Below are 21481 nucleotides of genomic sequence, written 5' to 3'. Positions count from 1 at the left end.
ACACGCCGGACTTCGATCGTCCCAAAAGGACCACCGCCCGTGTTCCACTGTGACACGTGTGGTTGACGGTGCGTTAGTTCCTGATGCGCCGAATGCGTCTGATTGGTCTAATGCGGTCGGAGGTGATGCCCTGTGTTGACACGAATCTCCGCCGTGGTGGTGTTGATGACGGCCGTCCTCACGGGGACGGCCGCCGCTGTGCCGCCGCCTCCGCCGAACCCCAGTGACGCGGAGATCTCGGCGTCGCGGGCCGAGGCGGACGCGAAGGCTTCTCGCGTCGGTGAGCTGACCGGACGGCTCACGCAGGCGGAGTCACGCCTGCAGGAGCTGTTCGACGACCTGTCGTACAAGCGCGAGCTCGCGAACAAGGCCCGCGTCGACCTGGAGACCGCGATCTCCGAGGCCGAGGCCGCGCGCAAGGCGGCCTCCGCCGCCCGCGTGGAGGCCGACGCCGCGTCCGCCGCCGTCGAGGAGAGCCGCCGCCAGCTCGACGAGTTCGCCGCCGCCTCCTACGCGCAGGGCACGACCGTCGGGTCGTTCTCCGCCTACATCGGCGCCAAGTCGCCGGAGGACCTGCTCGCCCGCGCCCAGATGCTGGAGGCGGTGTCGGCGTCGAGCCTCAACCGCCTCGACCAGGTCACCCGCGACCAGGGCACGGCCGCGAACCTCGACTCGGCCGCCCGTGCCGCGCTGAAGAACGCCGAGGTCAAGCAGGCCGCCGCCGACGAGGCCAAGAAGGTCGCCGAGCAGGCCCAGCAGGCTGCCGTGGACGCGCACTCCGCGCAGTCCGCCGCCACCCAGGAGCTCCAGGGCGACAAGGACGCCGTCGAACGCGAGCTCGCCGCCGCGCGCGGCGAGGTCAGCGGACTCGAAGCCCAGCGCCGCCAGTACGACCAGTGGTCTGAGGCGAAGCGGCTGGAGGACGAGGAGAACGCCCGCCGTGCCGCGGCCGCCGCCGTCGCCCCGGCACCGCAGGCGCCGGCACCCCGGCCGGCCGCGGCGGCACCGGCGCCATCGGGCAACCGCGTGCAGACGGTCATCAACCGGGCGTTGGCCCAACGCGGTGTCATCTACGCGTGGGGCGGTGGCAACTACTACGGCCCGACGTACGGCGTGCGCGACGGCGGTGTCGCCGACTCGTACGGCGACTACCGCAAGATCGGCTTCGACTGCTCCGGCCTGATGATGTACGCCTTCGCGGGCGCCGGCGTGTACCTGCCGCACTACAGCGGCTACCAGTACAACTCCGGCCGCAAGGTGCCGCTGTCGCAGATGGCCCCCGGCGACATGATCTTCTGGGGCCCCGGCGGCGGCACGCACGTGGCGCTCTACCTGGGCGGCGGGATGATGGTCGAGGCGCCGCATTCCGGTGCCGTGGTGCGGATCTCGCCCGTGCGGTACGGCGGCATCATGCCGTACGTGACCCGCATGCTGTGACCTTTGAGGTGGCCCGCTCCGCGAGGGAGCGGGCCGGTGTCGCTCAGGCGGCGCCGAGACGCAGCGGGTTCGTCTTCGTGGTCGCGCTGCGCAGCCAGTTGTGGTGCGGGTGGACCGTCACGCCCTGCGGACCGCGGACGACGACCTCCTCGAGGCACCAGTGCGAGCTGTCGCCCTTGTTGTCGAACGCGATGTCGAACGACGACAGCGGGCCGAGCTCGGACAGCGTGAAGTCGTAGACGTCGGTCTTGCCGCGCTCGCGGTCGTCGCCGGGGTTGTCGAGGTTGAGCCAGCCGGACTGCGTGGTGCCGTTCAGCCGCACCTCGACGCGGGAGTCGGTGCCCGCCTTGTCGACGTTGCAGGTCCTGACCTCGATGCGGTACTGCGCCGGTGCGGCCTGGGCGGTGCCCGTGGTCAGCGTGCCGGCGAACGCGGCGGCGAGAACGCCGATGACCGCGGTGGTCGTCACCCTCATGTTCGTTCCCCTCTCGTGGGTCGTGCCGGGGAAGAACGTGGCACTGGGCGGTTGCGGGACTGTTCGGCGATCATGAAATCCGCAGCTCGCGCCTCCAGACCTGGCCGGTGACGTCGTGGCCGAAGCTGTGTTGCGGCGTCTCTTCTTCGAGGGCGAACCCGTGTGCCTCGTAGATCTTCCGCGCCGAGTCGAGCCCGCCGACCGTCCACAACACCATGTGGTCGTAGCCGGCGTTGCGCGCGAAGTCGACGCACGTGCTGACGAGCCTGTTGCCCGCGCCGTGCCCACGCGCGTCGGGGTGCACGAGCAGCACGCGCAGCTTTGCGGTCGTGTCGTCCTCACGAACGCAGAACACACACCCGACGCGTTGGCCGTCCAGGTCGGCGATCCACGCGCCCTCTCTCGTGGGGTCGTGGTCGGTGGCGTAGTCGCCGACGATCTTGGCGACCAGCGCCTCGAACGAGGTGTCCCAGCCGAGTTCGGACGCGTAGAGCTCGCCGTGGGCCTGGACGACCCAGCCCAGGTCACCAGGCTGGCCGAGCGGGCGGATCAGCATGGGTCTCCTCCACTGACACGAGTGTTTCAGTGGTGCGAGAATAGCCCCATGCCGTCCGCCCGCGAGACCGAGCTGCTCGAAGCCGCCTACCGCTACGTGCTCACCCACGGCCTGGCCGACGTGTCGCTGCGGCCGCTCGCGGCGGCCATCGGGTCGAGCACGCGCGTGCTGCTCTACCTGTTCGGCAGCAAGGACGGCCTGGTCAGGGCGTTGCTGGCGCGGGCACGCGCGGACGAGCTGGCGCTGCTCGCCGACATCGGCACCGGCCCGGGCGTGGCCGAACGGCTGTGGGAGTGGCTGTCGGCACCCGCGCACCGGCCGTTGCTGACGCTGTGGCTGGAGGCCTACGCACGCTCTCTCGTGGAGCCCGACGGACCGTGGGCGGGCTTCGCGCGCGCGACCGTGCAGGACTGGCTTGAAGTGTTGCGCGTGGCCCAGCCGTCAGACGTTCGTGACACCGAGGCGGGTTTGGCGGCGCGCACGCGTGAGCTCGCGTTGTTGCGAGGGGCGTTGCTCGACCTGCTGGCGACGGGGGAGACCGAGCGTGTGCTCAGCGCCGTTCGACTAGTTTGACGGCGTGAAGGTAGTGATTTTCGGTGCGTCCGGAATGGTCGGTCAGGGTGCGTTGCGGGAGAGCCTGCTCGACCCCGACGTGACGTCCGTGGTGACGGTGGGTCGGTCGCCGTCGAGCGTGAACGACCCCAAGCTGCGGCACGTCGTGCACGCCGACTTCGGTGACCTGTCGCCGATCGCCGCCGACCTGGCCGGCGCCGACGCGTGCTTCTACTGCATGGGCCTGACTTCGGCCGGTCTCACCGAGGCCCAGTACACGCCCGTGACGCACGACTACGCGGTGGAGGCCGCACGGGTCGTGGGCGGCACCTATGTGTACGTGTCCGGTGAGGGTGCCGGCGCTGACAGCAGCACGATGTGGGCACGGGTGAAGGGGCGCACGGAGAACGAGCTGCTGGCGCTCGACCGGCCCGTGTTCGTGGTGCGGCCGGGGTTCATCCAGCCGTTGCACGGGATCACCTCACGCACGCGGATCTACCGCTACATCTACTCGTGGTCGTCGTGGCTGTTCCCGGTGCTGCGCAAGGTGGCGCCGAAGTACGTGACGACGACCGAGCTGCTCGGGCGCGCGATGCTGGCGCTGGCCAAGGGCGCGCACGCGGACCGGATCCTGCGCAGCGACGAGATCAACCGGGTGGCCGGATGACGCTCGCCGAGGAGATCCGCGCGTACCAGGAGGACGGGTACGAGGTCACGCACGTCGTCGAGTCGGTGTGCGGCGGGTGCGGTGGCAAGAAGTTCCGCGTGCAGATGACTGCGGACCAGTGCATGCGCCGGACGTGCCTGGCGTGCGGCAAGGCGGAGTTCATCGCCGACTCCGCGGAGCACTGGGACGAGGACGACGCGGAGGAGTGCGAGTGCACGTGCGGCGGCGAGGAGTTCGCCGCCGCGCTCGGGTCGTCGTGCCGGCCCGACGGTGAGGTGCGCTGGGTCTCGGTCGGGCTGGAGTGCCTCGGCTGCGGGCTGGCCGGCGTGTACGAGGACTGGAAGATCGACTACCTGCCGAGCAGGCACCTCATCACGCAGGCCTGACGCGCAACCGCGGCACCGCCGAACCTAGGCCTTGAAGGCGTCCTCGGTCTTCACCACGCCCGCCGACCGGCCCGGTGCGGTGTGGTTCTCCCAGTAGAGGTTGGTGTGCGCGACGACCTTGTCCGGGGTGGGGGCGCCCCACTCCGACAGGTCCTCGGTCGTGTGCGCGTCGCTCACCAGCAGGGCGTCGTAGCCGCGCACGATCGCGCCGTGCAGGGTGGAGCGGATGCACTCGTCGGTCTGCGCGCCGGACACCACGAGGCTGCCGATCCCCTTGCCCGCCAGGACTTCCTCGAGGTCGGTGGCCTCGAACGAGTCGGCGTACGTCTTGTGCACCACCGGTTCGCCCTCGGCGAGCTTGAGCTCGGGCACGAACTGCCAGCCGTCGGACTCCTTCGGCATGTGCTCGGGGTTGCTGTGCTGCACCCACACGACGTCGACGCCGGCCGCGCGCGCCTTGTCGACGAGGGTGGCGACGTTGGCCACGACCTCGTCGCGGTTGTGGGCGTGGTCGACCACGCCGTTCTGCACGTCGATCACGAGCAACGCGGTGTTGGGGCGGTTCGCCAGAGTCGTCACGCGGCCCAGCTTAGGCCCGTTGCGGTGGCGTGCAAGGGTGTTCCTTCGACGGTGGAGGGGCGCACGCGTGCGGCTCAGCGCGAACGCAGGCGGCGCAGCATGCGGGCGTCTTCGAAACCGACGTTGCGGGCAGCGGTCTCGACCGTGGCGCCTTGACCGATCAGGTGTTCCGCCCGTTCGACGCGCAACGCCTGTTGGTACTTCAACGGCGTCATGCCTGTCGCACGGCCGAACAAGCGCGTCACGGTGCGTTCGCTGCATCCCACGTGGACGGCGAGTTCCGCGAGCGACAGACGATCGGCGAGCCGTGTCTCGATCACGTCCTGAAGGCGGTGCACCGTCTCGTTGATGTGAGAACGGTGGCGCAGCAGCACACTTGCTTGTTGGTCGTCACCGTTCCTGCGCGCGTAGATGACCATCGTGCGTGCGATCGCGGCGGCCGCGGCGGGGCCATGACGGACGGCGACGAGGTGCAACGCGAGGTCGATACCGCTCGCGATGCCCGCGGACGTCACGACCCTGTTGTCCTCCACGTACAAAACGTCACGCACGACGTGTGCGGACGGATAGCGCCGTGCGAGTTCGTCCTGCAGTTCGTGGTGTGTCGTGCAACGGCGTCCGTCGAGCAAACCGGCGCGTCCCAACACATCCGCGCCGGCGCACACACTCGCGACCGTGCCACCGGCGTCGTGATGCGCGCGCAACCACGCCAGCACGCGTGCGCTCAAAGGCCCGGTTCCGGCGATCTTCGGCGAACGCCACCCCGGCACGAACACGAGGTCGTCCACCGCGAGAGGGGGCAGCTCAACGGACGCACCGAGCGGCACGCCCTGATGGCTCGGCACGGTGGCCGAATCGCCCACATAGGACAGCGCGTACCCGCAGTCGAGGTCGGCGGCGCTGGAGAACACCTGCGCCGGCCCCGCGAGGTCGAGCAGGTGCACTCCCGGTACGAGCACGAAAACGACTTCAGTCACGATCCGGTCAGCGTAGCGACATCCGAGATCCGCGCGAACCGGCCGGCCAGCACGTACTCGGTCCGCTCGATGATCTCCTCGACGCCGAGCACCTTCCCGGTCCGCCAGTGCGGCAACGGCGTGGTCGCGGTCGCGTCCGTCACGAACGTCATGCCGAACCCGAGGTCGGAGCCGACCCGCGTGGTCGTCTCGCAGCACTGCTCGGTCCGGATGCCGCTGACCAGCAGCTCCCGCACGCCGCGCTGGGTCAGCGTCTGCTGGAGGTTCGTCGTGGTGAAGGCGTTGTGCGCGGTCTTGGTCAGCACGGGCTCGTCGTCGAGCGGCTTGAGGCCGTCGATCAGCCGCACGTGCCCGAGCGCGGGGTCGAACACGTCGCCGGTGCCGGGTTCCGAGTGCAGCACCCACACCACCAGGTCACCGGCGTCGCGGCTCATGTCGACCAGCTGGTTCACCTTGCCCACTACGTCCGGGTTCGACACCTCGGCCCAGTTCGCGCGCTGCCGGAACGACTCCTGCACGTCGATGACGATCAATGCTCGCTTCATGACATCAAGCCTCGCCAACGGCCAGACTCGCGGCCAGGCACGGCCCGGCCGAGCAGCGGACGGATCCGGTCACCGTGGCAAGATCGCGGGCATGCGCATCCTGGCGGGCGATCCGGCGGAGCAGGACCTGGGTGTCGACGTCACCCTGAGCGAGGGCCTGCTGGCCGGGCCCGCGGTGCCGTTCCTGCGGGTCACCCGCAGCCGCAAGATCCTCGTGGGGGAGGCGCGCACCGACGGCGCGAACGTCGAGATCGTGGTCAGGGCGGCCTGGAGCGACGAGCACGGCTGGCGGCAGAGCACCTGGTCGCCGGAAGACCTCGACGGCACGCTCGCCGAACCCGCCCACCGCGTTGAGGAACGGGAACGCGCGCTCACCATCGCGAAGGCGCTCGCCGAGGGGTCCCGCAACGCCGTCGCGGAGCTGCGCGGGCTCCGCTACGAGATGGAACGCCAGGTCGCCGACCTGCTGGCGCAACGCAAGAACACCGCGCTGCGCCTGGTGATGGCCCAGCTCGTCGAGCTGTCGATGGCCGTGAGCCGCGCCCGTGACGTCGCCCAGGAGGCGATCCGCGAGGGCCGCTTCACCACCGTCACCATGCGGCACTGCGAGGCGATGAACGCCGAGCTGGGCGACGAGGTCACCCGCCTGCAGGCACTGCTGAGCAGCGTGTCGACGTTCGCCGTCGCGCAGGAGGGCGAGGCGCAGCAGCGGTTCAACACGCTCGCCGCCGCGGCCGCCGCCGGGCTCGGTCTGCCCGCGCTGATCCTGTCGCTCTACGGCGCCGACGACTACCTGCCGTTCACGTGGGACAAGGCGTGGCGGGCGCTGACCCCGATCGCGGGCGCGCTCACGCTGGCCGCGGCGATCATCCTGAACCGCGTGCCCGGCCGCACGACCGCGAAGCACCACCTGATCGCGCTGGGCCTCATCACCGGGCTCGTCGGCGTGCTGCTGGTCGCCGGGTTCCTCGCGCCCGTCAAATAGGCCTGCGACCCGCGAACCCCAGATCGGTCCGGTGGTACCAGGCCAGCTCGCGGTCGCCCTCGAGCCAGCACAGCAGCACCGGCACGCCGTCGCGTTCGGACGGGAAGTCCACCAGCAACGGCGCGAGGCCCTTCAGCTCGGCCCCGGTGTGCTGCACGGTCTCCATCAGCTCGTCCAGCCTGGCCTGCGCGGCCTTGAACTCCGGTATCCCGCCGAGCGAGGAACCACCGGTGGCGAGCTCGGCGGCGTCGGCGCGCAGCCGCACGATCTCGTCCAGCACGGGCAGCAGCCGCGCGAGTTCGGACCTGGCTTCGTCGAGCGTGAACAGTGACACGACGCCAAGGCTGGCACAGTGGACGGAATGACGTGGCGACTGGGTGACCTGACCGTGCGCCGGATCGGTTTCGGCGCGATGCGGCTGCCGCAGCGGGGCACGGCGTTCGACCTGTCCGCGCCGCCACGGGACCGCGCGCAGGCGATCGAGGTGCTGCGCACGGCCGTCGAGCTCGGGGTGAACCACATCGACACGGCCGCCTTCTACTTCTCCGCCACCAGGTCCGCGAACGAGCTGATCAACAGCGCTCTCGCGCCGTACCCGGACGACCTGGTGATCGTGACGAAGATCGGGCCCGGCCGCTCGCCGCAGGGGGAGTGGCTGCCGCTCGCGACACCGGCGCGGCTGCGCGGCCAGGTCGAGGAGAACCTCCGGCAGCTCGGCCGCGACCACCTCGACGTCGTCAACCTGCGGATCAGCGGTCTCGACGACGTCAGCGCGCACTTCGCGGCGCTGGCGGAGCTCCAGCGGGCCGGGCTGGTCCGGCACCTCGGGCTGTCCAACGTCAGACCGCACCACCTCGACCAGGCGCAGCGGATCGCCGAGGTCGTGTGCGTGCAGAACTCCTACGGCCTCGGCCACCACCCCGAGCAGGACGACTTCCTCGGCGTCTGCGGCGAGCGCGGCGTCGCGTTCGTGCCGTTCTTCACGCTGGCCGGGGCGAACCAGGAGGCCGGGACGTCCGCCGAGGACGACGAGGTCACCGCGATCGCCCGCTCCCGGGACGCCACTCCCGCCCAGGTCAGGCTGGCGTGGACGCTCGCCCGCGGCCCGCACGTGCTGGTGATCCCCGGTACCGGCGACCCCGCCCACCTGCGGCAGAACGTCGAGGCGGGCGACCTCCAGCTCACCCCGGACGAGCTCACCCGCCTCGACGCCGCCCACCTCAGCGGCGGCTGATCCTGCTGAACAACCAGGTCGCCCAGCCGAACGCGACCAGCAGCAACCCGCCGGACCACGCGAGCGCGAGCCGGCCCGAGGTGGCCTCCTGGCCGTTCAGCAACGCCCGCACGGTCTCGATGACCGGCGTGATCGGCTGGTGCTCGCTGACCACCCGCAACCAGGACGGCATGGTCGCCACCGGCACGAAAGCGCTGCTCAGGTAGGGGATGAACAGCATGAAGAACCCGAACAGGCTGGCCGACTCGACGGTCCGCGCGATCACGCCGAGCCCGGCCGCGAGCCACGACAGCGCCAGCACGTAGAGCGCCAGCAGCCCCATCGCGAGGATCCACGACCCGAACGACGCCGCCGGCCGGAACCCCATCAGCAACGCCACGAGCACCACCGCGAACGTCGCGAGGCCGTTGCGCGCGACCGACGCGACGACGTGCCCGGTCAGCACGGAGAACCCGCTGATCGGCATCGAGCGGAACCGGTCGACGACGCCCTTGCGCATGTCGTCGGTCACCGACATGGCGGTGGACGTGGCTCCGTACCCCGTGCACAGCACCAGGATGCCGGGCACCACGTAGTCCACATAGGACCGCGTCGAGCTGATCGCGCCGCCGAACACGTACACGAACAACGCCATCATCAGCACCGGCAGCACGATCGCCATGAACACGAGGTCGAGGTTGCGGCGGCTCAGCCGGATGCTGCGGCCGATCATCGTCAGCGAGGCGGTCACGCGGCCACCGCCACGAGCGAGGTGAACACGTCGTCCAGCGTCGGGCGGTGCGTGGCCACCCGCAGCACCTCGACCTGTGCCGCCAGCAGGTCGTCCAGCACCCGGTGCAGGTGCGTGGCGCTGCCGTCCGAGGGCACGCTCAACACTGGTCCGTCCACCACCCCGCCGACCACGTCCCTGGCCCGCGCGGCGTCACCGGGACTCGCGAACGTCAGGTCGAGGCGCGTGCCGCCGACCGAGTTCTTCAACGCGTCCGCAGTGCCGTCCGCGACGACGTCTCCCCGGTGCAGCACCACGATCCGGTCGGCGAGGCGGTCGGCCTCCTCCAGGTACTGGGTGGTGAGGAAGATCGTCACGCCGTCGCGCACCAGGTCGCCGATCGCGTCCCACATCGTCGTGCGGCTGACCGGGTCGAGGCCGGTGGTCGGCTCGTCCAGGAACAGCAGCCGCGGCCGTGCCACCAGGCTCATCGCGAGGTCGAGCCGCCGCCGCATGCCTCCCGAGTAGGTGCGCACCCGCCGGTCCGCCGCGTCCGCGAGATCGAACCGCTCCAGCAGTTCCCCGGCCCGTGCGCGCGACGCCGGTCTGGCGAAGCCGCGCAGCCGGGCGATCATCACCAGGTTCTCGCGGCCGGTCTGCTCCTCGTCCACCGCCGCGTACTGCCCGGTCAGGCTGATCACGCCGCGCACGTCCGCGCCGGCGCGCACCACGTCGAACCCGCACACCCGCGCCGTGCCGCCGTCCGGCCTGGTCAGCGTGCTCAGGATGCGGATCGTGGTGGTCTTGCCCGCGCCGTTCGGCCCGAGCAACGCGAGCACCGACCCCTCCGCGACCTCCAGGTCCAGGCCGCTCAGGACCGTCGTGGCCCCGTACCTCTTCGTCAGTCCCTCTGTCTCGACGATCATCGAACCCCCTTTTATGCGTACCTCATACGCAAAACCCAAATTAGCGTATGGCATACGCATCTGTTTGACTAGGGGGATGAAGAGGGGGCGCAAGCCGACGATCGACGCCGCCGACATCACGCGGGCGGCCATCGCGATCGCCGACGCCGAGGGGCTTGCCGCCGTGTCGATGGCCCGCGTCGCCCAGGAGATGGGCAACGCGACGATGGCGCTCTACCGGCACGTCAAGAACAAGGACGAGCTGCTCGCGCTGATGTGGGACGAGGCCATGGAGGACCCGCCGCCGCTGCCGGACGGCGAGTGGCGCGACAAGCTCGGGTTCTGGGCGAAGGCGGTGCTCGCGGCGATCCGCCGGCGCCCGTGGTTCCTGCAGATCCCGATCAGCGGCCCGCCCTCCGGCCCGCGCAACCTCGCCTGGCTGGAGAGCGCGCTCACGGCCCTCGACGGCACGCCGCTCGATCCGGGCGAGAAGATCGGCGTCGTGATGGGGCTGTCGACGTTCGTGCAGGGCGAGGCGCGGCTGGTCGGCACGCTGTCGCAGGGGTTCGAGCAGGACCCCGACCGGTTCAACCACCAGTACGGGCAGGTGCTGCGCGAGACCGTCGACCCGCGCAGGATGCCGGCGCTGGCCAAGATCATCGCGGCCGGTGTGTTCGACCTCGACGACGTCCAGCGGGCCGAGGACCTCGGCGCCGACTTCGACTTCGGCCTGCACCTGTTCCTGGAAGGCGTCGCCGCGCACATCGGAGGCAGGGCATGACGTACGCGGTGATCGTCCTCACCGGAGGCAAGGGTGAGCGCCTCGGCGGCGTCGACAAGGCCGCACTGTCCTTTCGGGACGCCACGCTGCTCGACCACGTGCTGTCCGTTGTGGACGACGCGGCGCAGAAGGTCGTTGTGGGGCCGGAGAAGGATCTTCCCGGCGTGCTCTGGGCCCGTGAGGACCCACCCGGCGGTGGCCCGCTCGCCGGACTCGCCGCCGGACTCGCGAAGGTCACCGAGGAGTGGGTCGCGGTGCTCGCGGTGGATCAACCAGGACTCACGAAGGACACCATCGGGCGACTGCGCGCCACTGGTCGCAACGCCGTGCTGAAGGACGACCGCGTGCAGTGGCTGATCGGCTACTGGAACGCCGCTGACCTGCGCGAAGCTCTTCCCGAAGATCCTTCGAACCTGCCGTTGCGCAGGACCTTGCTGAAGCTCGACCCCGTCGAAGTGTCCGCTTTGCCCGGTGAGGCCCAGGACGTCGACACACCGGACGACCTGGACACCCTTCACAGTGGTTGAACAGGCGAAGAGCAAGACTGCTCCACTATCGGTAAACCCTGTTCCGCATGGAGGCCCGCACGTGACCGAGCCCGCCGCCGAGGCAACGCCGAACGCATCGGCGCCCGTCACCCCGGCTCGTGACGCCCAGCTGCTCGAACGCACCGTGTTCGAGGTGAAGCGGGTGATCGTCGGCCAGGACCGGCTCGTCGAGCGGATGCTCGTGGGTCTGCTGGCCAAGGGCCATCTGCTGCTCGAAGGTGTGCCGGGTGTCGCGAAGACGCTCGCCGTCGAGACGTTCGCCCGCGTCGTCGGCGGATCGTTCTCCCGCGTGCAGTTCACGCCCGACCTGGTGCCCGCCGACATCCTCGGCACCCGCATCTACCGCCAGTCCAGTGAGGCGTTCGACGTCGAGCTCGGCCCCGTCGTCGCGAACTTCGTGCTCGCCGACGAGATCAACCGCGCGCCCGCCAAGGTGCAGTCCGCGATGCTCGAGGTCATGGCCGAGCGGCACGTGTCCATCGGTGGCCGCACGTTCCCGATGCCGAACCCGTTCCTGGTGCTCGCCACGCAGAACCCGATCGAGAACGAGGGCGTGTACCCGCTGCCGGAGGCGCAGCGCGACCGCTTCCTGTTCAAGATCCAGGTCGAGTACCCGACGGCCGAGGAAGAGCGCGAGATCGTCTACCGCATGGGTGTCGAGGCGCCCACGCCGAACCAGGTCCTCTCGCCCGAGGAGCTGGTGCGCCTGCAGGGCGTCGCGTCGCGCGTCTTCGTCCACCACGCGCTCGTCGACTACGTGGTGCGCCTGGTGATCGCGACCCGCGCGCCCGGCGAGCACGGCCTCACCGACGTCGCCGGCTGGGTCGCCTACGGTGCCTCGCCGCGTGCGTCGCTCGGCATCATCGCCGCCGCCCGTGGCCTTGCGCTCGTGCGCGGTCGTGACTACGTGCTGCCGCAGGACGTCGTGGACGTCGTTCCGGACGTGCTGCGCCACCGTCTCGTGCTGTCGTACGACGCGCTGGCCGACGGCGTGCCGATCGACCACATCATCACGCGAGTGCTCCAGATCGTGCCGCTGCCGCAGGTGTCGGCCCGTCCGCAGCAGCCGGTGCCGGCTGGTAGGCCGTGAGCCGGGACAAGCAAGAGGAGCGTCCGTCCTGGGCGCCGCCCGTCCTGCGCGGGGTCCGGATGGAAGCCGCGCTGCGCATGCTGGAGCTCGACGTCCGGCGCAGGCTCGACGGCCTGCTGCAGGGCAACCACCTCGGCCTCGTGCCGGGGCCGGGCACCGAACCGGGCGAGGCGCGCACCTACCAGCCCGGTGACGACGTGCGCCGGATGGACTGGGCGGTCACGGCCCGCACGACGATCCCGCACATCCGCGAGACGGTCGCCGACCGCGAGCTGGAGACGTGGGTGGCGATCGACCTGTCGCCGTCGCTCGACTTCGGCACCGCCGCGTGCGAGAAGCGCGACCTGGCCGTCGCCGCGACGGCCGCCGTCGCGCACCTGACGCGCGGTGGTGGCAACCGGATCGGCGCCGCGGTCTCGACGGGAGCGGAGAACGTCCGCATCCCGGCGCGCGGCGGGCTGGCCCACGCGCGCGGCATGATCCGCAAGATCGCCGAGATCGACCGGGCGCCCGAGGGCACCCGCGGCGACCTGGCGGCGTTGCTGGAACAGCTGCGCAGGCCTCCGCGCCGGCGCGGCCTGATCGTGGTGATCTCCGACTTCCTCGGCGGCATGGAGTGGCAACGGCCGTTGCGCGCTCTGTCCGCCCGTCACGACATCGTGGCCATCGAGGTCGTCGACCCGCGTGACGTCGACCTGCCCGAGGTCGGCACCGTCGTGCTGTCCGACCCGGAGAGCGGGCGGCAGCGCGAGGTGACCGCGTCCGCGTTGCTGCGCAAGGAGTTCAACGCCGCGGCCGCCGAACACCGGGCCGAGGTGGCGGCGGGCCTGCGCCGCGCGGGAGCCGGGCACCTGGTGCTGCGGACCGACTCGGACTGGATCGCCGACACGGTTCGTTTCGTGGTGGCGCGCAAGCGCCGCTGGTCTGGGGGTGTCGCATGAGCTTCTCGAACTTCGTCGCCCCGTGGTGGTTCCTGCTGCTCGTGGCCGTCGTGCTGCTGGCGGCCGCGTACGTGTTCGTGCAGCGGTTGCGGCGCAAGAGGGTGCTGCGGTTCACGAACCTGGAGCTGCTGGAGAAGGTCGCGCCCAAGCGGGAACGCTGGTCGCGGCACGTCCCGGCGGCGTTCCTGCTGGCGGCACTGGCGTTGCTGACGGTCGCGCTGGCCGGGCCGACGTCCGAGCAACGCGTCCCGCGCAACCGGGCGACCGTGATGCTGGTCGTCGACGTGTCGCTGTCGATGAAGGCCACCGACGTCAAGCCGTCCCGCCTGGAGGCCGCGCAGGTGGCCGCCAAGTCGTTCGCCGAGGGCCTCACGCCGGGCATCAACCTGGGCCTGATCTCGTTCGCCGGCTCCGCCACGGTGCTGGTCGCGCCGACCACCGACCGGGCCGCCGTCTCGCAGTCGATCGACGGGCTCAAACTCGCCCAGTCGACCGCGACCGGTGACGCGCTGGTGGCCGCGATGGCGTCGATCGACTCGTTCGGCAAGGTCGTCGGCGGCGCCGAAGGACCTCCGCCCGCCCGCATCGTGCTGATGACGGACGGCAAGGAGACCGTCGGCACCCGCAAGGCGTTCGACGCGGCCGAGGACGCGAAGAAGGCCGGCATCCCGATCTCCACGATCTCGTTCGGCACCGAGGACGGCGTGGTCGACATCGAGGGCAGGCAGCAGTCCGTGCCCGTCGACGACGACTCGATGAAGGAGATCGCGAAGATCTCCGGCGGCGAGTTCTTCAAGGCCGCTTCTGCCGAGGAGCTGCGCCGCGTCTACGACACGCTCGGCGAGCAGATCGGTTACGAGAAGAAGCAGGCGGACGCCTCGAAACCGTGGCTGCTGCTGGGCACGATGACGGCGATGTTCGCCGCCGCGGCCGCTCTGCTGCTGGGTCAACGCCTTCCGTAGCTCACCCGTGGAGCCTCCTGTACTCCGCCGCCGCGCCGGGGTGCAGGGGGACCTTCCCGGTGTCTATCAGGCTGCGCACGTCGAGGTACTGCGTGCCGAGCGCCTGCTCCGGCACGAGTTCCGCGGCCCTGCCGACCAGGAGCCTGACGACGGCGCCCGCGTACTCGGTGCTGAGGTCCGGCCGGCACACCAGCAGGTTCGGCGTGCCGATCGTGGGGACGTCGGCGGGGGAGCCGTAGACGCCCATCCGGACGTCCACGCGTTCGTAGACCTTGCCGTGGTCCTGGCGCAGCTTCGGCAGGAAGCCGTCCAGCGGCAGGAGTCTGATGCCGCTGGCCTTGTCGAGCTCCGGGGTGGGGACGCCACCGGACCACAGCAGGGCGGCGATCTCGCCGGACTGGAGTGCGTCGATGGCGTTGCGCAGCGGGTAGTGCTCTTCCCGCACGCCCATCTGCAGCCTGGAGCCCTGCAAGGCGGCGCCTGAGCCGTCGGCGCCTAGCGAGACCGGTTTGCCGGCCAGGTCCGCGGCCGAGGTGTACGGGGAGTCCTTGAGGACCACGAGCTGCAGGTAGTTCTCGTAGACGCGGCCCAGGGCGACGAGGCCGCGTTCCAGGTGGGCGCTGTCGCTCAGGGAGAGGCCGAGCTCGGCGGTGCCTTCGCGGAGGTGCCTGAGGTTGTCGGCGCTGCCGCCGGTCTGGACCGGGGTGATGGTGAGCGGGCTCGGGGCGAGACGGGAGAGCAGCGACGCGAAGTCGTTGTAGAAGCCGCCCGGTTCGCCGCCCGCGATCCGGATGGTGCCCTCCGGCTCGCTCGATCCGCACGCGGTGAGCGCGAGGGTGCCGAGGAGGAACGTCCTGCGCTTCACAGCAGCGGCTCCTTCGGCAGCTCGACCGTGACCACGAGACCGTTGTCGCTGTGCAGCTTCAGCTTTCCGTCGTGCGCGGTCACGATCCGTTCCGCGATCGCGAGTCCCAGCCCCGTGCCGCGTCGTGAGTCGTCGCCGCGCCAGAACCGTTCGGTGGCGTGCTTGATGTCCTTTTTGGACAGCCCCGGTCCGTTGTCCCGCACGGTCAGGGTGGCGCGGTCGCAGATGACCCTGACCTCGGTCGCGCCGTACCTGATGGCGTTGTCCAGCACCACGTCCAGCACCTGGGCGAGGTCCGAGACCGCGCACTGCACGAGTCCGTGCGCGCGGTCGTCGATCGTGATCGTGACGCCCTCGGCCTGTGCCGCCGCCCGCCACGCGTCGACCCGGTCGTGCGCGACGATCTGGAGGTCGGCGAGCTCCGGTTCGACGCCGCCCGCGGCCCGTTCGGTGGCCGTGCTCTCGGCCGACGCGAGCGCGAGAAGCCCGTCCAGCAACGACTCCAGCCGTTCGACCTCGGTCAGCAGCGAGCCGTTGGACGGCAGCATGTCGACGCGCAGCCGCAGTGCCGCCATGGGGTTGCGCAGCTGGTGCGAGGCGTCGGCGATGAGGCGGCGTTGCTGGTCGGCGGCCTCGGCCACGGCGTCGGACATGCGGTTGAACGACTCCGACAACGCCCGCAGCTCCGCCGGTCCGGCGGTGTCGGCGACGTGCGTGCGCCGCTGGCCCGCCGCGACCGCCCGCACGCCCCGGTCGAGCTCCTTCAACGGCCTGAGCAACCACCGCGACACCACGAGCGCGAGCAGCACGCACGCACACGCCGCCAGCAACGCCCCGGCCAGCACGAGGGCCCAGCGCCGGGCCACGTCCAGCGCCGCCACCTGCGTGGAGGCCCTGAGCACCACGGCACCCGCGACCTTGGTGCCGATGCCGATGGGTCGCGCGAACAGGACGTCACCGCCACTCCACGGCAGGACCGTCGGCACGGTCTTCGCGGGCTGGTTGCGCAACGCCGCGTCGATCTGCGCCGACACGTCGTCCGCCGTCATGCCCGACTCCACGACCGGCGTGCCGGCGGCGTCGACCACCACGATCTCCTCGCCGTAGACCTCGGCGTACCGTTCGGCCTCCGACACCACGACGTCGACGGGCAGCGTGGCGAAGCGGTCGAGGTCCGCGGTGCGGCTGATCACGAACTGCTGGGTGCGTTCGTTCGCGGTGCTCATCAGCAACGGGAACGCGAACGCCGTCACGGCCGACAACGAGAACAGCAGCAGCACCAACAGAAGCCGTTGCCGCATCTATTCACCGAGCCGGTAGCCGAAACCGCGGATCGTGTGCAGCAGCCCCGGCCGGTCGAGCTTGGCGCGCAACTGCGTGAGGTGCACGTCGAGCGTGCGCGACACGGCGACGAACGCGTTGCCCCACACCTCGTCCATCAACTGCTGCCGGCTCACCGCCGTGCCGGGCCTGCGCGCCAGCACCGCCAGCACGTCGAACTCCTTGGTGGTCAACGAGATCTCGCGCCCGCCGACCACGACCTGACGGCTCTGCAGGTCGATCTCCACGTCCGACACCCGCACCACGTCGTCGGGTTCCTGCGACCGCGCCGCACTCCGCCGTGCCACCGCGTCGATGCGCGCCAGCAGCTCCGCGAGCCGCACCGGCTTCACCAGGTAGTCGTCCGCACCGAGCCGCAGCCCCCTGACCACCGTCCGTTCGTCGCCACGCGCGGTCAGCACGAGCACCGGCACCGGGTCGATCCTGCGGAGCTTGCGCAACACCTCCAGGCCGTCCTGGTCGGGCAGGCCGAGGTCGAGCAGCACCACGTCGGCGTCGCGGTGGGCGATGAGCGCGTCGGCGCCGCGGCGCACGCGGGCAGGCCGGTGGCCGTTCGCCCGCAGCGCTTCCACCAGGGCGTCGGCGACACCGTCGTCGTCTTCGACCAACAGCACCCGCATTCCAGCAGTATCGGTCATGACGACTGTTGCCCGCGCGTACCGACGCGCTTAAGTGACTGTAAAGAAGCCGCTGCGCGTCCTCGTGCTCGGTCGTTGCAGCGCAGGAGCCGCGTTCTACTGGCTGGACCCCGAGAGCACGCGCGGTTGTACTCACGACCTGTTCGGGAGGTGGGACACGTGGCGGGATGCCTGATGTGCGGGAACAACGAGTTGCGTTGCACGGGGCACCTACCTCCTGACGTCTCGCTCTGGCTCGGAGCCGCGCGACATCCTTCTGGGACGGCATCCGCGCGCTGGAACCCAGTGTGTCCGCCGAATGGCCCTAAGTGACTGTAAAGAAGCCTTCGCCCAGGTTGTGAGGGGTCCCGGGCCGTCGCGATGGTGTCCGGCATGACAGTCGTTCAGGAGAAGAGCAGCGAACGCCGAGTGGTGGCGAACGTGCTGCGCGGGTCGGTCGGCAACCTCATCGAGTGGTACGACTGGTACGCCTACACGGCGTTCAGCATCTACTTCGCGGCCGCGTTCTTCCCCAAGGGCGACCAGACCGCGCAGCTGCTCAACACCGCCGCCGTGTTCGCGGTCGGCTTCCTCATGCGGCCGCTGGGCGGGTGGCTGCTCGGCCGGTATGCCGACCGGCACGGGCGCCGTGCCGCGCTGACGTTGTCGGTCACGCTGATGGCCGCGGGGTCGTTGATCATCGCGGTGACGCCGTCCTACGCGACGATCGGGGTGGCGGCGCCGGTTCTGCTGGTGCTCGCGCGGTTGTTGCAGGGGTTGTCCGTCGGCGGTGAGTACGCGACGTCCGCCACCTATCTGTCCGAAGTGGCCTCACCTCGGCGCCGGGGTTTCTACTCCAGCTTCCAGTACGTGACGCTGACGGCCGGGCAGCTGGTGGCGCTGGGCGTGCAGATCGTGTTGCAGCAGTTCCTGTCCAAGGCCGAGATGACCGAGTGGGGCTGGCGGGTCGCGTTCGTCATCGGCGCCACCGGGGCGATCGTCGTGATGTGGCTGCGGCGCGGGATGGACGAGTCGGCGAACTTCGAGAAGCAGCAGGGCAGCGGCGAGCAGAACGGCACGATCCGGGCGTTGCTCAAGCACCCCAAGGAGTGCCTGACGGTCGTGGGCCTGACGCTCGGTGGCACCGTTGCGTTCTACACGTTCACGACGTACCTGCAGAAGTTCATGGTGAACACGAGCGGGATCGACGCCGCGACGGTCAGCTGGATCAACTTCGCCGCGTTGCTGGTGTTCGTGGTGCTGCAACCACTTGCGGGCGCGTTGTCGGACCGGATCGGGCGTCGTCCTTTGCTGCTAGGCTTTGGTGTGTTGGGCACGCTCGCGACTGTGCCGTTGTTGTCGACGCTGGCGACGACGTCCGCGGTGATTCCCGCGTTCCTGCTCATGCTGGGCGGCCTGGTGATCGTGACCGGGTACACCTCGATCAACGCGATCGTGAAGGCCGAGCTGTTCCCCACGAACATCCGCGCGCTGGGTGTCGGGTTGCCGTACGCGCTGACCGTGGCGATCTTCGGTGGCACGGCCGAGTACGTGGCGTTGTGGTTCAAGCAGGCCGGCATGGAGTCGGTCTTCTACTACTACGTCGCGGGCTGCGTGCTGATCTCCTTGTTGGTCTACGGGTTCATGCGCGAGACGTCGAAGGACTCAGTCCTCGACCGGGACTAGTGCGGCTAGCGCGCTGGCCAGGTGCACCGGTTTGCGTTCGGTGGTGTGCCGGATCTGCGTGCGGCAGCTGAAGCCGTCCGCGATCACCAGCGCGTCCTCGTTGGCGCGCAACGCCGGCAGCAGGTCCTGCTCGGCGCACGCGATCGAGACGTCGTAGTGGCCTCGCTCGAAGCCGAAGTTCCCGGCGAGGCCACAACACCCCTCGACGATCTTCGCGTCGATGCCGGCCTTGGCCATGGCCTCGCGGTCGCGGTCGAAGCCGAGCTCGGCGTACTGGTGGCAGTGGATCTGCACGACGGCCTCGCGGGCACCGTCGAGCGTCGGCAGCCTCGGGGCGACGTGCTCGGCGAACGTGCGGGTGGCCTTGGCAAGCGCTTGCACCGCCGGGTCGTCGGAGAGCTTCGGGGCTTCCGCGCGCAGGAACGCCGTGCAGCTCGGCTCCAGCCCGATCACCGGGACGCCCCGGCTCGTCCACGGCAGCAACGCCCGCGCGGTGCGTTCGACGACCCTGCGGGCCTTGCCGAGCTGGCCGGTGGAGTGCCAGGTCAGTCCACAGCAGACGTTCGCGGACGGCACCTCGACGCGGTTTCCCAGGTGTGCCAGGACGGTCGCGGCGTCGAGGCCGACGCCCGGTTCGAAGTGGTTCGTGAACGTGTCGGGGAACAGCAGCACCGGATCGCCCTGGCCGAGCGGGTGCAGCTGGCGGACCAGGCGGGTGGTCTGGCGCGGCAGCTCGCGTTCCGGAGTGATGCCCGCGAACCGGCCGAACCTCGTCGTGAACCTGTTGACCAGCCCGTACTTCAGCCACGTGGGCAGCCAGCCCATCGTGTAGTGCGAGAGCGGCCTGATGCGCCGCTTGTGGTGCTCGTGCAGGAACTCGGCCTTGTAGCTCGCCATGTCGACGTCGACCGGGCAGTCGCGCTTGCAGCCCTTGCACCCCAGGCACAGGTCGAGCGCCTCGGCGACCTCGCGCGAGCGCCAGCCGTCCTTGATCACGTCGCCGTTGAGCATCTCGAACAGCAGGTGCGCGCGCCCACGCGTGGAGTGCTTTTCTTCTTTGGTGACGCGATAACTCGGGCACATCACGCCGCCCTTGGTGTTCAGGCACTTGCCGACGCCAACGCACCGGCGCGTGTCGCTCGCGAACTCCGCACGGGTCGGGATCCTCGGTGGCGCCACGAGGATCCGCAGGTCGTCGTCGAGCTGGAGAGGCTCGACGATCCGGCCGGGGTTGAGCAGGTTGCGCGGGTCGAAGGCGCGCTTGAACTCGCCGAACGCCCTGATCGCCGCGGCCGGGTACATGCGGCTGAGCAGCTCGGACCGCGCCTGGCCGTCGCCGTGCTCGCCGGACAGGCTGCCGCCGTGGCTCACGACGAGGTCGGCGGCGTCCTGGAGGAACTCGCGGTAGCCGTGCGCGAGGTCGAAGTCGATGCGGACGTGGATGCAGCCCTCGCCGTAGTGGCCGTAGGTGATGCCACGCCGTCCGTAGCGGGTCAGGAGCTGGTCGAACTCGCGCAGGTACGTGCCGAGGCGCTCCGGCGGGACGGCCGAGTCCTCCCAGCCCGACCAGGCCTCGCTGCCGTCCGCCATCCGGGTGGCGAGGCCCGCGCCGTCCTCGCGGATCCGCCACAGCGCCCGCTGCTGTGCGGGATCGTGGATGACCAGCGAGTTCTTGGTGATCTTCGCGACCCGTTCCGGGTGGTCCTCGACCTCGACGAACAGCCAGCTGCGGCCTTCCGGCAGGTCGGGGCGGGTCTTCACGCTGTGGACGAGTGCCTCGTTCAGGCCCTCGATCGCGAGCGCGCCCTCGATCTGGGTGACCTGGTCGGCGGCCTCGTAGGTGTCCGCGAAGCCGAGCACGACCAGGATCCGGCGTTCCGGCCGTCGCACGAGCTTGAGTTCGGCGCCGAGCAGCACCACGCAGGTGCCCTCGGTGCCGACGAGCTGCCGGGTGAGCGTCGGGGCGTCCAGCGCGTACCCGCTGACCCGGCGGCTGAGCTGCGGAAACCACGCCGGGTCGTAGTCCGGGAGCTGGAGCGGCGGCGGGTTCTTCGTGTCGAACGTGCGGCCGTCGGCGGTGAGGACGTGCAGGTTCTCGACGTTCTCGCTGGTCTTGCCCCACTTCACCGAGTGCGCGCCGCACGCGTTGTTGCCGATCATCCCGCCGATCGTGCAGCGCGAGTGCGTGGACGGGTCCGGCCCGAACAGGTGGTCGCCGGCCGCCGCGTTGATCTTGTCGAGCACCGCTCCCGGCTGGACGTGCGCGCGGTCGCCGGAGATCTCGAACGCGTTCAGGTACCGGCTGAAGTCGATCACCAGTCCGGTGCCGGTCGCGTTGCCCGCGATGGACGTTCCGGCACCCCGGCTCGTGATCGGCACGCCATGTTCGGCGGCGAGCCCGACGGCCGTGATCACCGCGTCCGTCGTGCGTGGACGGACGACGACGCGGGGCACGTGGCGGTAGTTCGAGGCGTCCGCCGAGTACAGGGCCCGGCTCGCCGGGTCGTCCAGGACGTCGCCGTCCACCTGGCGCCGGAGTTGATCGAGAAAGGCCCGCATCACCCGATCATGCCCCGCCTGGTGTGACATGTCCCCGCCGATGCCGGTCTACCTGCCGGTAGCCGATAGCCTCACCCGGTCAAC

24 protein-coding genes are annotated in these 21481 nt (G+C 70.3%); 12 read left to right on the top strand and 12 right to left on the bottom strand.

All coding sequences use genetic code 11. From position 1 onward, the window contains the following. The first annotated feature begins 132 nt into the window (after positions 1-132). Positions 133-1437: an NlpC/P60 family protein gene (locus ACQEU1_RS12375; protein WP_433199620.1), complete on the top strand. Its 1305-nt coding sequence runs from the start codon at positions 133-135 to the stop codon at positions 1435-1437. A gap of 43 nt (positions 1438-1480) precedes the next feature. Here the strand turns inward: ACQEU1_RS12375 and ACQEU1_RS12370 are convergent, their stop codons facing one another. After that, a complete protein-coding gene (locus ACQEU1_RS12370; RefSeq protein ID WP_433199617.1) occupies positions 1481-1912 on the bottom strand; it encodes a PLAT/LH2 domain-containing protein in 432 nt (143 codons plus the stop codon). 70 nt (positions 1913-1982) lie between these two features. Continuing rightward, complete coding sequence (locus ACQEU1_RS12365; RefSeq protein ID WP_433199614.1) at positions 1983-2468, bottom strand: GNAT family N-acetyltransferase; 486 nt, start codon at positions 2466-2468, stop codon at positions 1983-1985. A gap of 48 nt (positions 2469-2516) precedes the next feature. Here ACQEU1_RS12365 and ACQEU1_RS12360 point away from each other — a divergent pair, with 48 nt between their 5' ends. The 3 genes from ACQEU1_RS12360 to ACQEU1_RS12350 are packed head-to-tail and all read left to right on the top strand — an operon-like array spanning position 2517 to position 4073. Then, entirely contained in the window at positions 2517-3041 is a 525-nt protein-coding gene (locus ACQEU1_RS12360) for a TetR/AcrR family transcriptional regulator (RefSeq protein WP_433199611.1), read from the top strand. A 4-nt stretch (positions 3042-3045) separates the two neighbouring features. Then, positions 3046-3687: an epimerase gene (locus tag ACQEU1_RS12355; protein ID WP_433199608.1), complete on the top strand. Its 642-nt coding sequence runs from the start codon at positions 3046-3048 to the stop codon at positions 3685-3687. Beyond that, positions 3684-4073: a hypothetical protein gene (locus tag ACQEU1_RS12350; protein WP_433199605.1), complete on the top strand. Its 390-nt coding sequence runs from the start codon at positions 3684-3686 to the stop codon at positions 4071-4073. The genes ACQEU1_RS12355 and ACQEU1_RS12350 overlap by 4 nt, the downstream gene beginning before the upstream one ends. A 24-nt stretch (positions 4074-4097) precedes the next feature. Here the strand turns inward: ACQEU1_RS12350 and ACQEU1_RS12345 are convergent, their stop codons facing one another. From ACQEU1_RS12345 to ACQEU1_RS12335, 3 genes are all read right to left on the bottom strand, one after another. Further along, positions 4098-4652 carry a cysteine hydrolase family protein gene (locus ACQEU1_RS12345; RefSeq protein WP_433199602.1) on the bottom strand — a complete coding sequence of 185 codons (555 nt, stop codon included), beginning with the start codon at positions 4650-4652 and terminating at the stop codon, positions 4098-4100. A 74-nt stretch (positions 4653-4726) separates the two neighbouring features. Next, a complete protein-coding gene (locus tag ACQEU1_RS12340; RefSeq protein ID WP_433199599.1) occupies positions 4727-5629 on the bottom strand; it encodes a GlxA family transcriptional regulator in 903 nt (300 codons plus the stop codon). Beyond that, positions 5626-6174 (bottom strand): cysteine hydrolase family protein, encoded by a 549-nt coding sequence (locus tag ACQEU1_RS12335; RefSeq protein WP_433199596.1) that lies wholly within the window; start codon positions 6172-6174, stop codon positions 5626-5628. The genes ACQEU1_RS12340 and ACQEU1_RS12335 overlap by 4 nt, the downstream gene beginning before the upstream one ends. Here ACQEU1_RS12335 and ACQEU1_RS12330 point away from each other — a divergent pair. Then, a complete protein-coding gene (locus ACQEU1_RS12330) occupies positions 6173-7159 on the top strand; it encodes a hypothetical protein (protein ID WP_433199593.1) in 987 nt (328 codons plus the stop codon). The two genes, ACQEU1_RS12335 and ACQEU1_RS12330, sit on opposite strands and share 2 nt — an antisense overlap. Here ACQEU1_RS12330 and ACQEU1_RS12325 read toward each other — a convergent pair. Further along, on the bottom strand, positions 7152-7493 hold the full coding sequence (locus ACQEU1_RS12325) for a DUF2203 domain-containing protein (RefSeq protein ID WP_433199590.1): 342 nt from the start codon (positions 7491-7493) through the stop codon (positions 7152-7154). The genes ACQEU1_RS12330 and ACQEU1_RS12325 overlap by 8 nt on opposite strands. Positions 7494-7520: 27 nt before the next feature. Between ACQEU1_RS12325 and ACQEU1_RS12320 the strand changes: the two genes are divergently transcribed. Beyond that, entirely contained in the window at positions 7521-8393 is an 873-nt protein-coding gene (locus ACQEU1_RS12320) for an oxidoreductase (protein WP_433199587.1), read from the top strand. On the opposite strand, the gene ACQEU1_RS12315 is transcribed toward ACQEU1_RS12320, so the two are convergent. Together ACQEU1_RS12315 and ACQEU1_RS12310 are read right to left on the bottom strand one after the other, a co-directional pair. Continuing rightward, entirely contained in the window at positions 8380-9123 is a 744-nt protein-coding gene (locus tag ACQEU1_RS12315; RefSeq protein WP_433199584.1) for an ABC transporter permease, read from the bottom strand. The two genes, ACQEU1_RS12320 and ACQEU1_RS12315, sit on opposite strands and share 14 nt — an antisense overlap. Beyond that, on the bottom strand, positions 9120-10028 hold the full coding sequence (locus tag ACQEU1_RS12310; RefSeq protein WP_433199581.1) for an ATP-binding cassette domain-containing protein: 909 nt from the start codon (positions 10026-10028) through the stop codon (positions 9120-9122). The genes ACQEU1_RS12315 and ACQEU1_RS12310 overlap by 4 nt, the downstream gene beginning before the upstream one ends. Before the next feature lie 76 nt (positions 10029-10104). Between ACQEU1_RS12310 and ACQEU1_RS12305 the strand changes: the two genes are divergently transcribed. The 5 genes from ACQEU1_RS12305 to ACQEU1_RS12285 all read left to right on the top strand — a co-directional run bounded on the left by ACQEU1_RS12305 (position 10105) and on the right by ACQEU1_RS12285 (position 14329). Next, positions 10105-10788, top strand: coding sequence for a TetR/AcrR family transcriptional regulator (locus ACQEU1_RS12305; protein ID WP_433199578.1), 684 nt, complete (start codon positions 10105-10107; stop codon positions 10786-10788). After that, complete coding sequence (gene mobA, locus ACQEU1_RS12300; protein ID WP_433199575.1) at positions 10785-11315, top strand: molybdenum cofactor guanylyltransferase; 531 nt, start codon at positions 10785-10787, stop codon at positions 11313-11315. Before ACQEU1_RS12305 ends, mobA begins: the two co-directional genes overlap by 4 nt. A 61-nt stretch (positions 11316-11376) precedes the next feature. Continuing rightward, positions 11377-12426 carry an AAA family ATPase gene (locus tag ACQEU1_RS12295; RefSeq protein WP_382442086.1) on the top strand — a complete coding sequence of 350 codons (1050 nt, stop codon included), beginning with the start codon at positions 11377-11379 and terminating at the stop codon, positions 12424-12426. 59 nt (positions 12427-12485) lie between these two features. After that, on the top strand, positions 12486-13367 hold the full coding sequence (locus ACQEU1_RS12290) for a DUF58 domain-containing protein (RefSeq protein WP_382442190.1): 882 nt from the start codon (positions 12486-12488) through the stop codon (positions 13365-13367). Next, on the top strand, positions 13364-14329 hold the full coding sequence (locus ACQEU1_RS12285; RefSeq protein ID WP_382442085.1) for a VWA domain-containing protein: 966 nt from the start codon (positions 13364-13366) through the stop codon (positions 14327-14329). The genes ACQEU1_RS12290 and ACQEU1_RS12285 overlap by 4 nt, the downstream gene beginning before the upstream one ends. A gap of 1 nt (position 14330) precedes the next feature. Here the strand turns inward: ACQEU1_RS12285 and ACQEU1_RS12280 are convergent, their stop codons facing one another. From ACQEU1_RS12280 to ACQEU1_RS12270, 3 genes are read right to left on the bottom strand one after another with little or no spacing between them, the layout of a single operon-like run. Then, positions 14331-15194: a TAXI family TRAP transporter solute-binding subunit gene (locus tag ACQEU1_RS12280; protein ID WP_433199570.1), complete on the bottom strand. Its 864-nt coding sequence runs from the start codon at positions 15192-15194 to the stop codon at positions 14331-14333. After that, positions 15191-16495, bottom strand: a complete 1305-nt coding sequence (locus tag ACQEU1_RS12275; protein WP_433199567.1) for an ATP-binding protein — start codon at positions 16493-16495, stop codon at positions 15191-15193. Before ACQEU1_RS12275 ends, ACQEU1_RS12280 begins: the two co-directional genes overlap by 4 nt. Then, positions 16496-17155 carry a response regulator transcription factor gene (locus ACQEU1_RS12270; protein ID WP_382442081.1) on the bottom strand — a complete coding sequence of 220 codons (660 nt, stop codon included), beginning with the start codon at positions 17153-17155 and terminating at the stop codon, positions 16496-16498. A 390-nt stretch (positions 17156-17545) separates the two neighbouring features. Between ACQEU1_RS12270 and ACQEU1_RS12265 the strand changes: the two genes are divergently transcribed. Further along, positions 17546-18838 carry an MFS transporter gene (locus tag ACQEU1_RS12265; RefSeq protein ID WP_433199563.1) on the top strand — a complete coding sequence of 431 codons (1293 nt, stop codon included), beginning with the start codon at positions 17546-17548 and terminating at the stop codon, positions 18836-18838. On the opposite strand, the gene ACQEU1_RS12260 is transcribed toward ACQEU1_RS12265, so the two are convergent. After that, positions 18818-21397 (bottom strand): FAD-binding and (Fe-S)-binding domain-containing protein, encoded by a 2580-nt coding sequence (locus ACQEU1_RS12260; RefSeq protein ID WP_433199560.1) that lies wholly within the window; start codon positions 21395-21397, stop codon positions 18818-18820. The genes ACQEU1_RS12265 and ACQEU1_RS12260 overlap by 21 nt on opposite strands. Between the last annotated feature and the right edge of the window lie 84 nt (positions 21398-21481).

This window comes from Lentzea sp. CA-135723, assembly GCF_050936595.1.
Classification (GTDB): Bacteria; Actinomycetota; Actinomycetes; order Mycobacteriales; family Pseudonocardiaceae; genus Lentzea.
This window is presented reverse-complemented; position numbering and strand designations above follow the sequence as displayed.

Excerpts from the sequence above, each read along its gene's own strand:
- ACQEU1_RS12370 (WP_433199617.1), bottom strand. The coding sequence starts at position 1,912 with ATGAGGGTGACGACCACCGCGGTCATCGGCGTTCTCGCCGCCGCGTTC.
- ACQEU1_RS12365 (WP_433199614.1), bottom strand. The coding sequence starts at position 2,468 with ATGCTGATCCGCCCGCTCGGCCAGCCTGGTGACCTGGGCTGGGTCGTC.
- ACQEU1_RS12360 (WP_433199611.1), top strand. The coding sequence starts at position 2,517 with ATGCCGTCCGCCCGCGAGACCGAGCTGCTCGAAGCCGCCTACCGCTAC.
- ACQEU1_RS12350 (WP_433199605.1), top strand. The coding sequence starts at position 3,684 with ATGACGCTCGCCGAGGAGATCCGCGCGTACCAGGAGGACGGGTACGAG.
- ACQEU1_RS12330 (WP_433199593.1), top strand. The coding sequence starts at position 6,173 with ATGACATCAAGCCTCGCCAACGGCCAGACTCGCGGCCAGGCACGGCCC.
- ACQEU1_RS12335 (WP_433199596.1), bottom strand. The coding sequence starts at position 6,174 with ATGAAGCGAGCATTGATCGTCATCGACGTGCAGGAGTCGTTCCGGCAG.
- ACQEU1_RS12320 (WP_433199587.1), top strand. The coding sequence starts at position 7,521 with ATGACGTGGCGACTGGGTGACCTGACCGTGCGCCGGATCGGTTTCGGC.
- ACQEU1_RS12310 (WP_433199581.1), bottom strand. The coding sequence starts at position 10,028 with ATGATCGTCGAGACAGAGGGACTGACGAAGAGGTACGGGGCCACGACG.
- ACQEU1_RS12305 (WP_433199578.1), top strand. The coding sequence starts at position 10,105 with ATGAAGAGGGGGCGCAAGCCGACGATCGACGCCGCCGACATCACGCGG.
- mobA (WP_433199575.1), top strand. The coding sequence starts at position 10,785 with ATGACGTACGCGGTGATCGTCCTCACCGGAGGCAAGGGTGAGCGCCTC.
- ACQEU1_RS12290 (WP_382442190.1), top strand. The coding sequence starts at position 12,486 with ATGGAAGCCGCGCTGCGCATGCTGGAGCTCGACGTCCGGCGCAGGCTC.
- ACQEU1_RS12285 (WP_382442085.1), top strand. The coding sequence starts at position 13,364 with ATGAGCTTCTCGAACTTCGTCGCCCCGTGGTGGTTCCTGCTGCTCGTG.
- ACQEU1_RS12275 (WP_433199567.1), bottom strand. The coding sequence starts at position 16,495 with ATGCGGCAACGGCTTCTGTTGGTGCTGCTGCTGTTCTCGTTGTCGGCC.
- ACQEU1_RS12270 (WP_382442081.1), bottom strand. The coding sequence starts at position 17,155 with ATGCGGGTGCTGTTGGTCGAAGACGACGACGGTGTCGCCGACGCCCTG.
- ACQEU1_RS12265 (WP_433199563.1), top strand. The coding sequence starts at position 17,546 with ATGACAGTCGTTCAGGAGAAGAGCAGCGAACGCCGAGTGGTGGCGAAC.
- ACQEU1_RS12260 (WP_433199560.1), bottom strand. The coding sequence starts at position 21,397 with ATGCGGGCCTTTCTCGATCAACTCCGGCGCCAGGTGGACGGCGACGTC.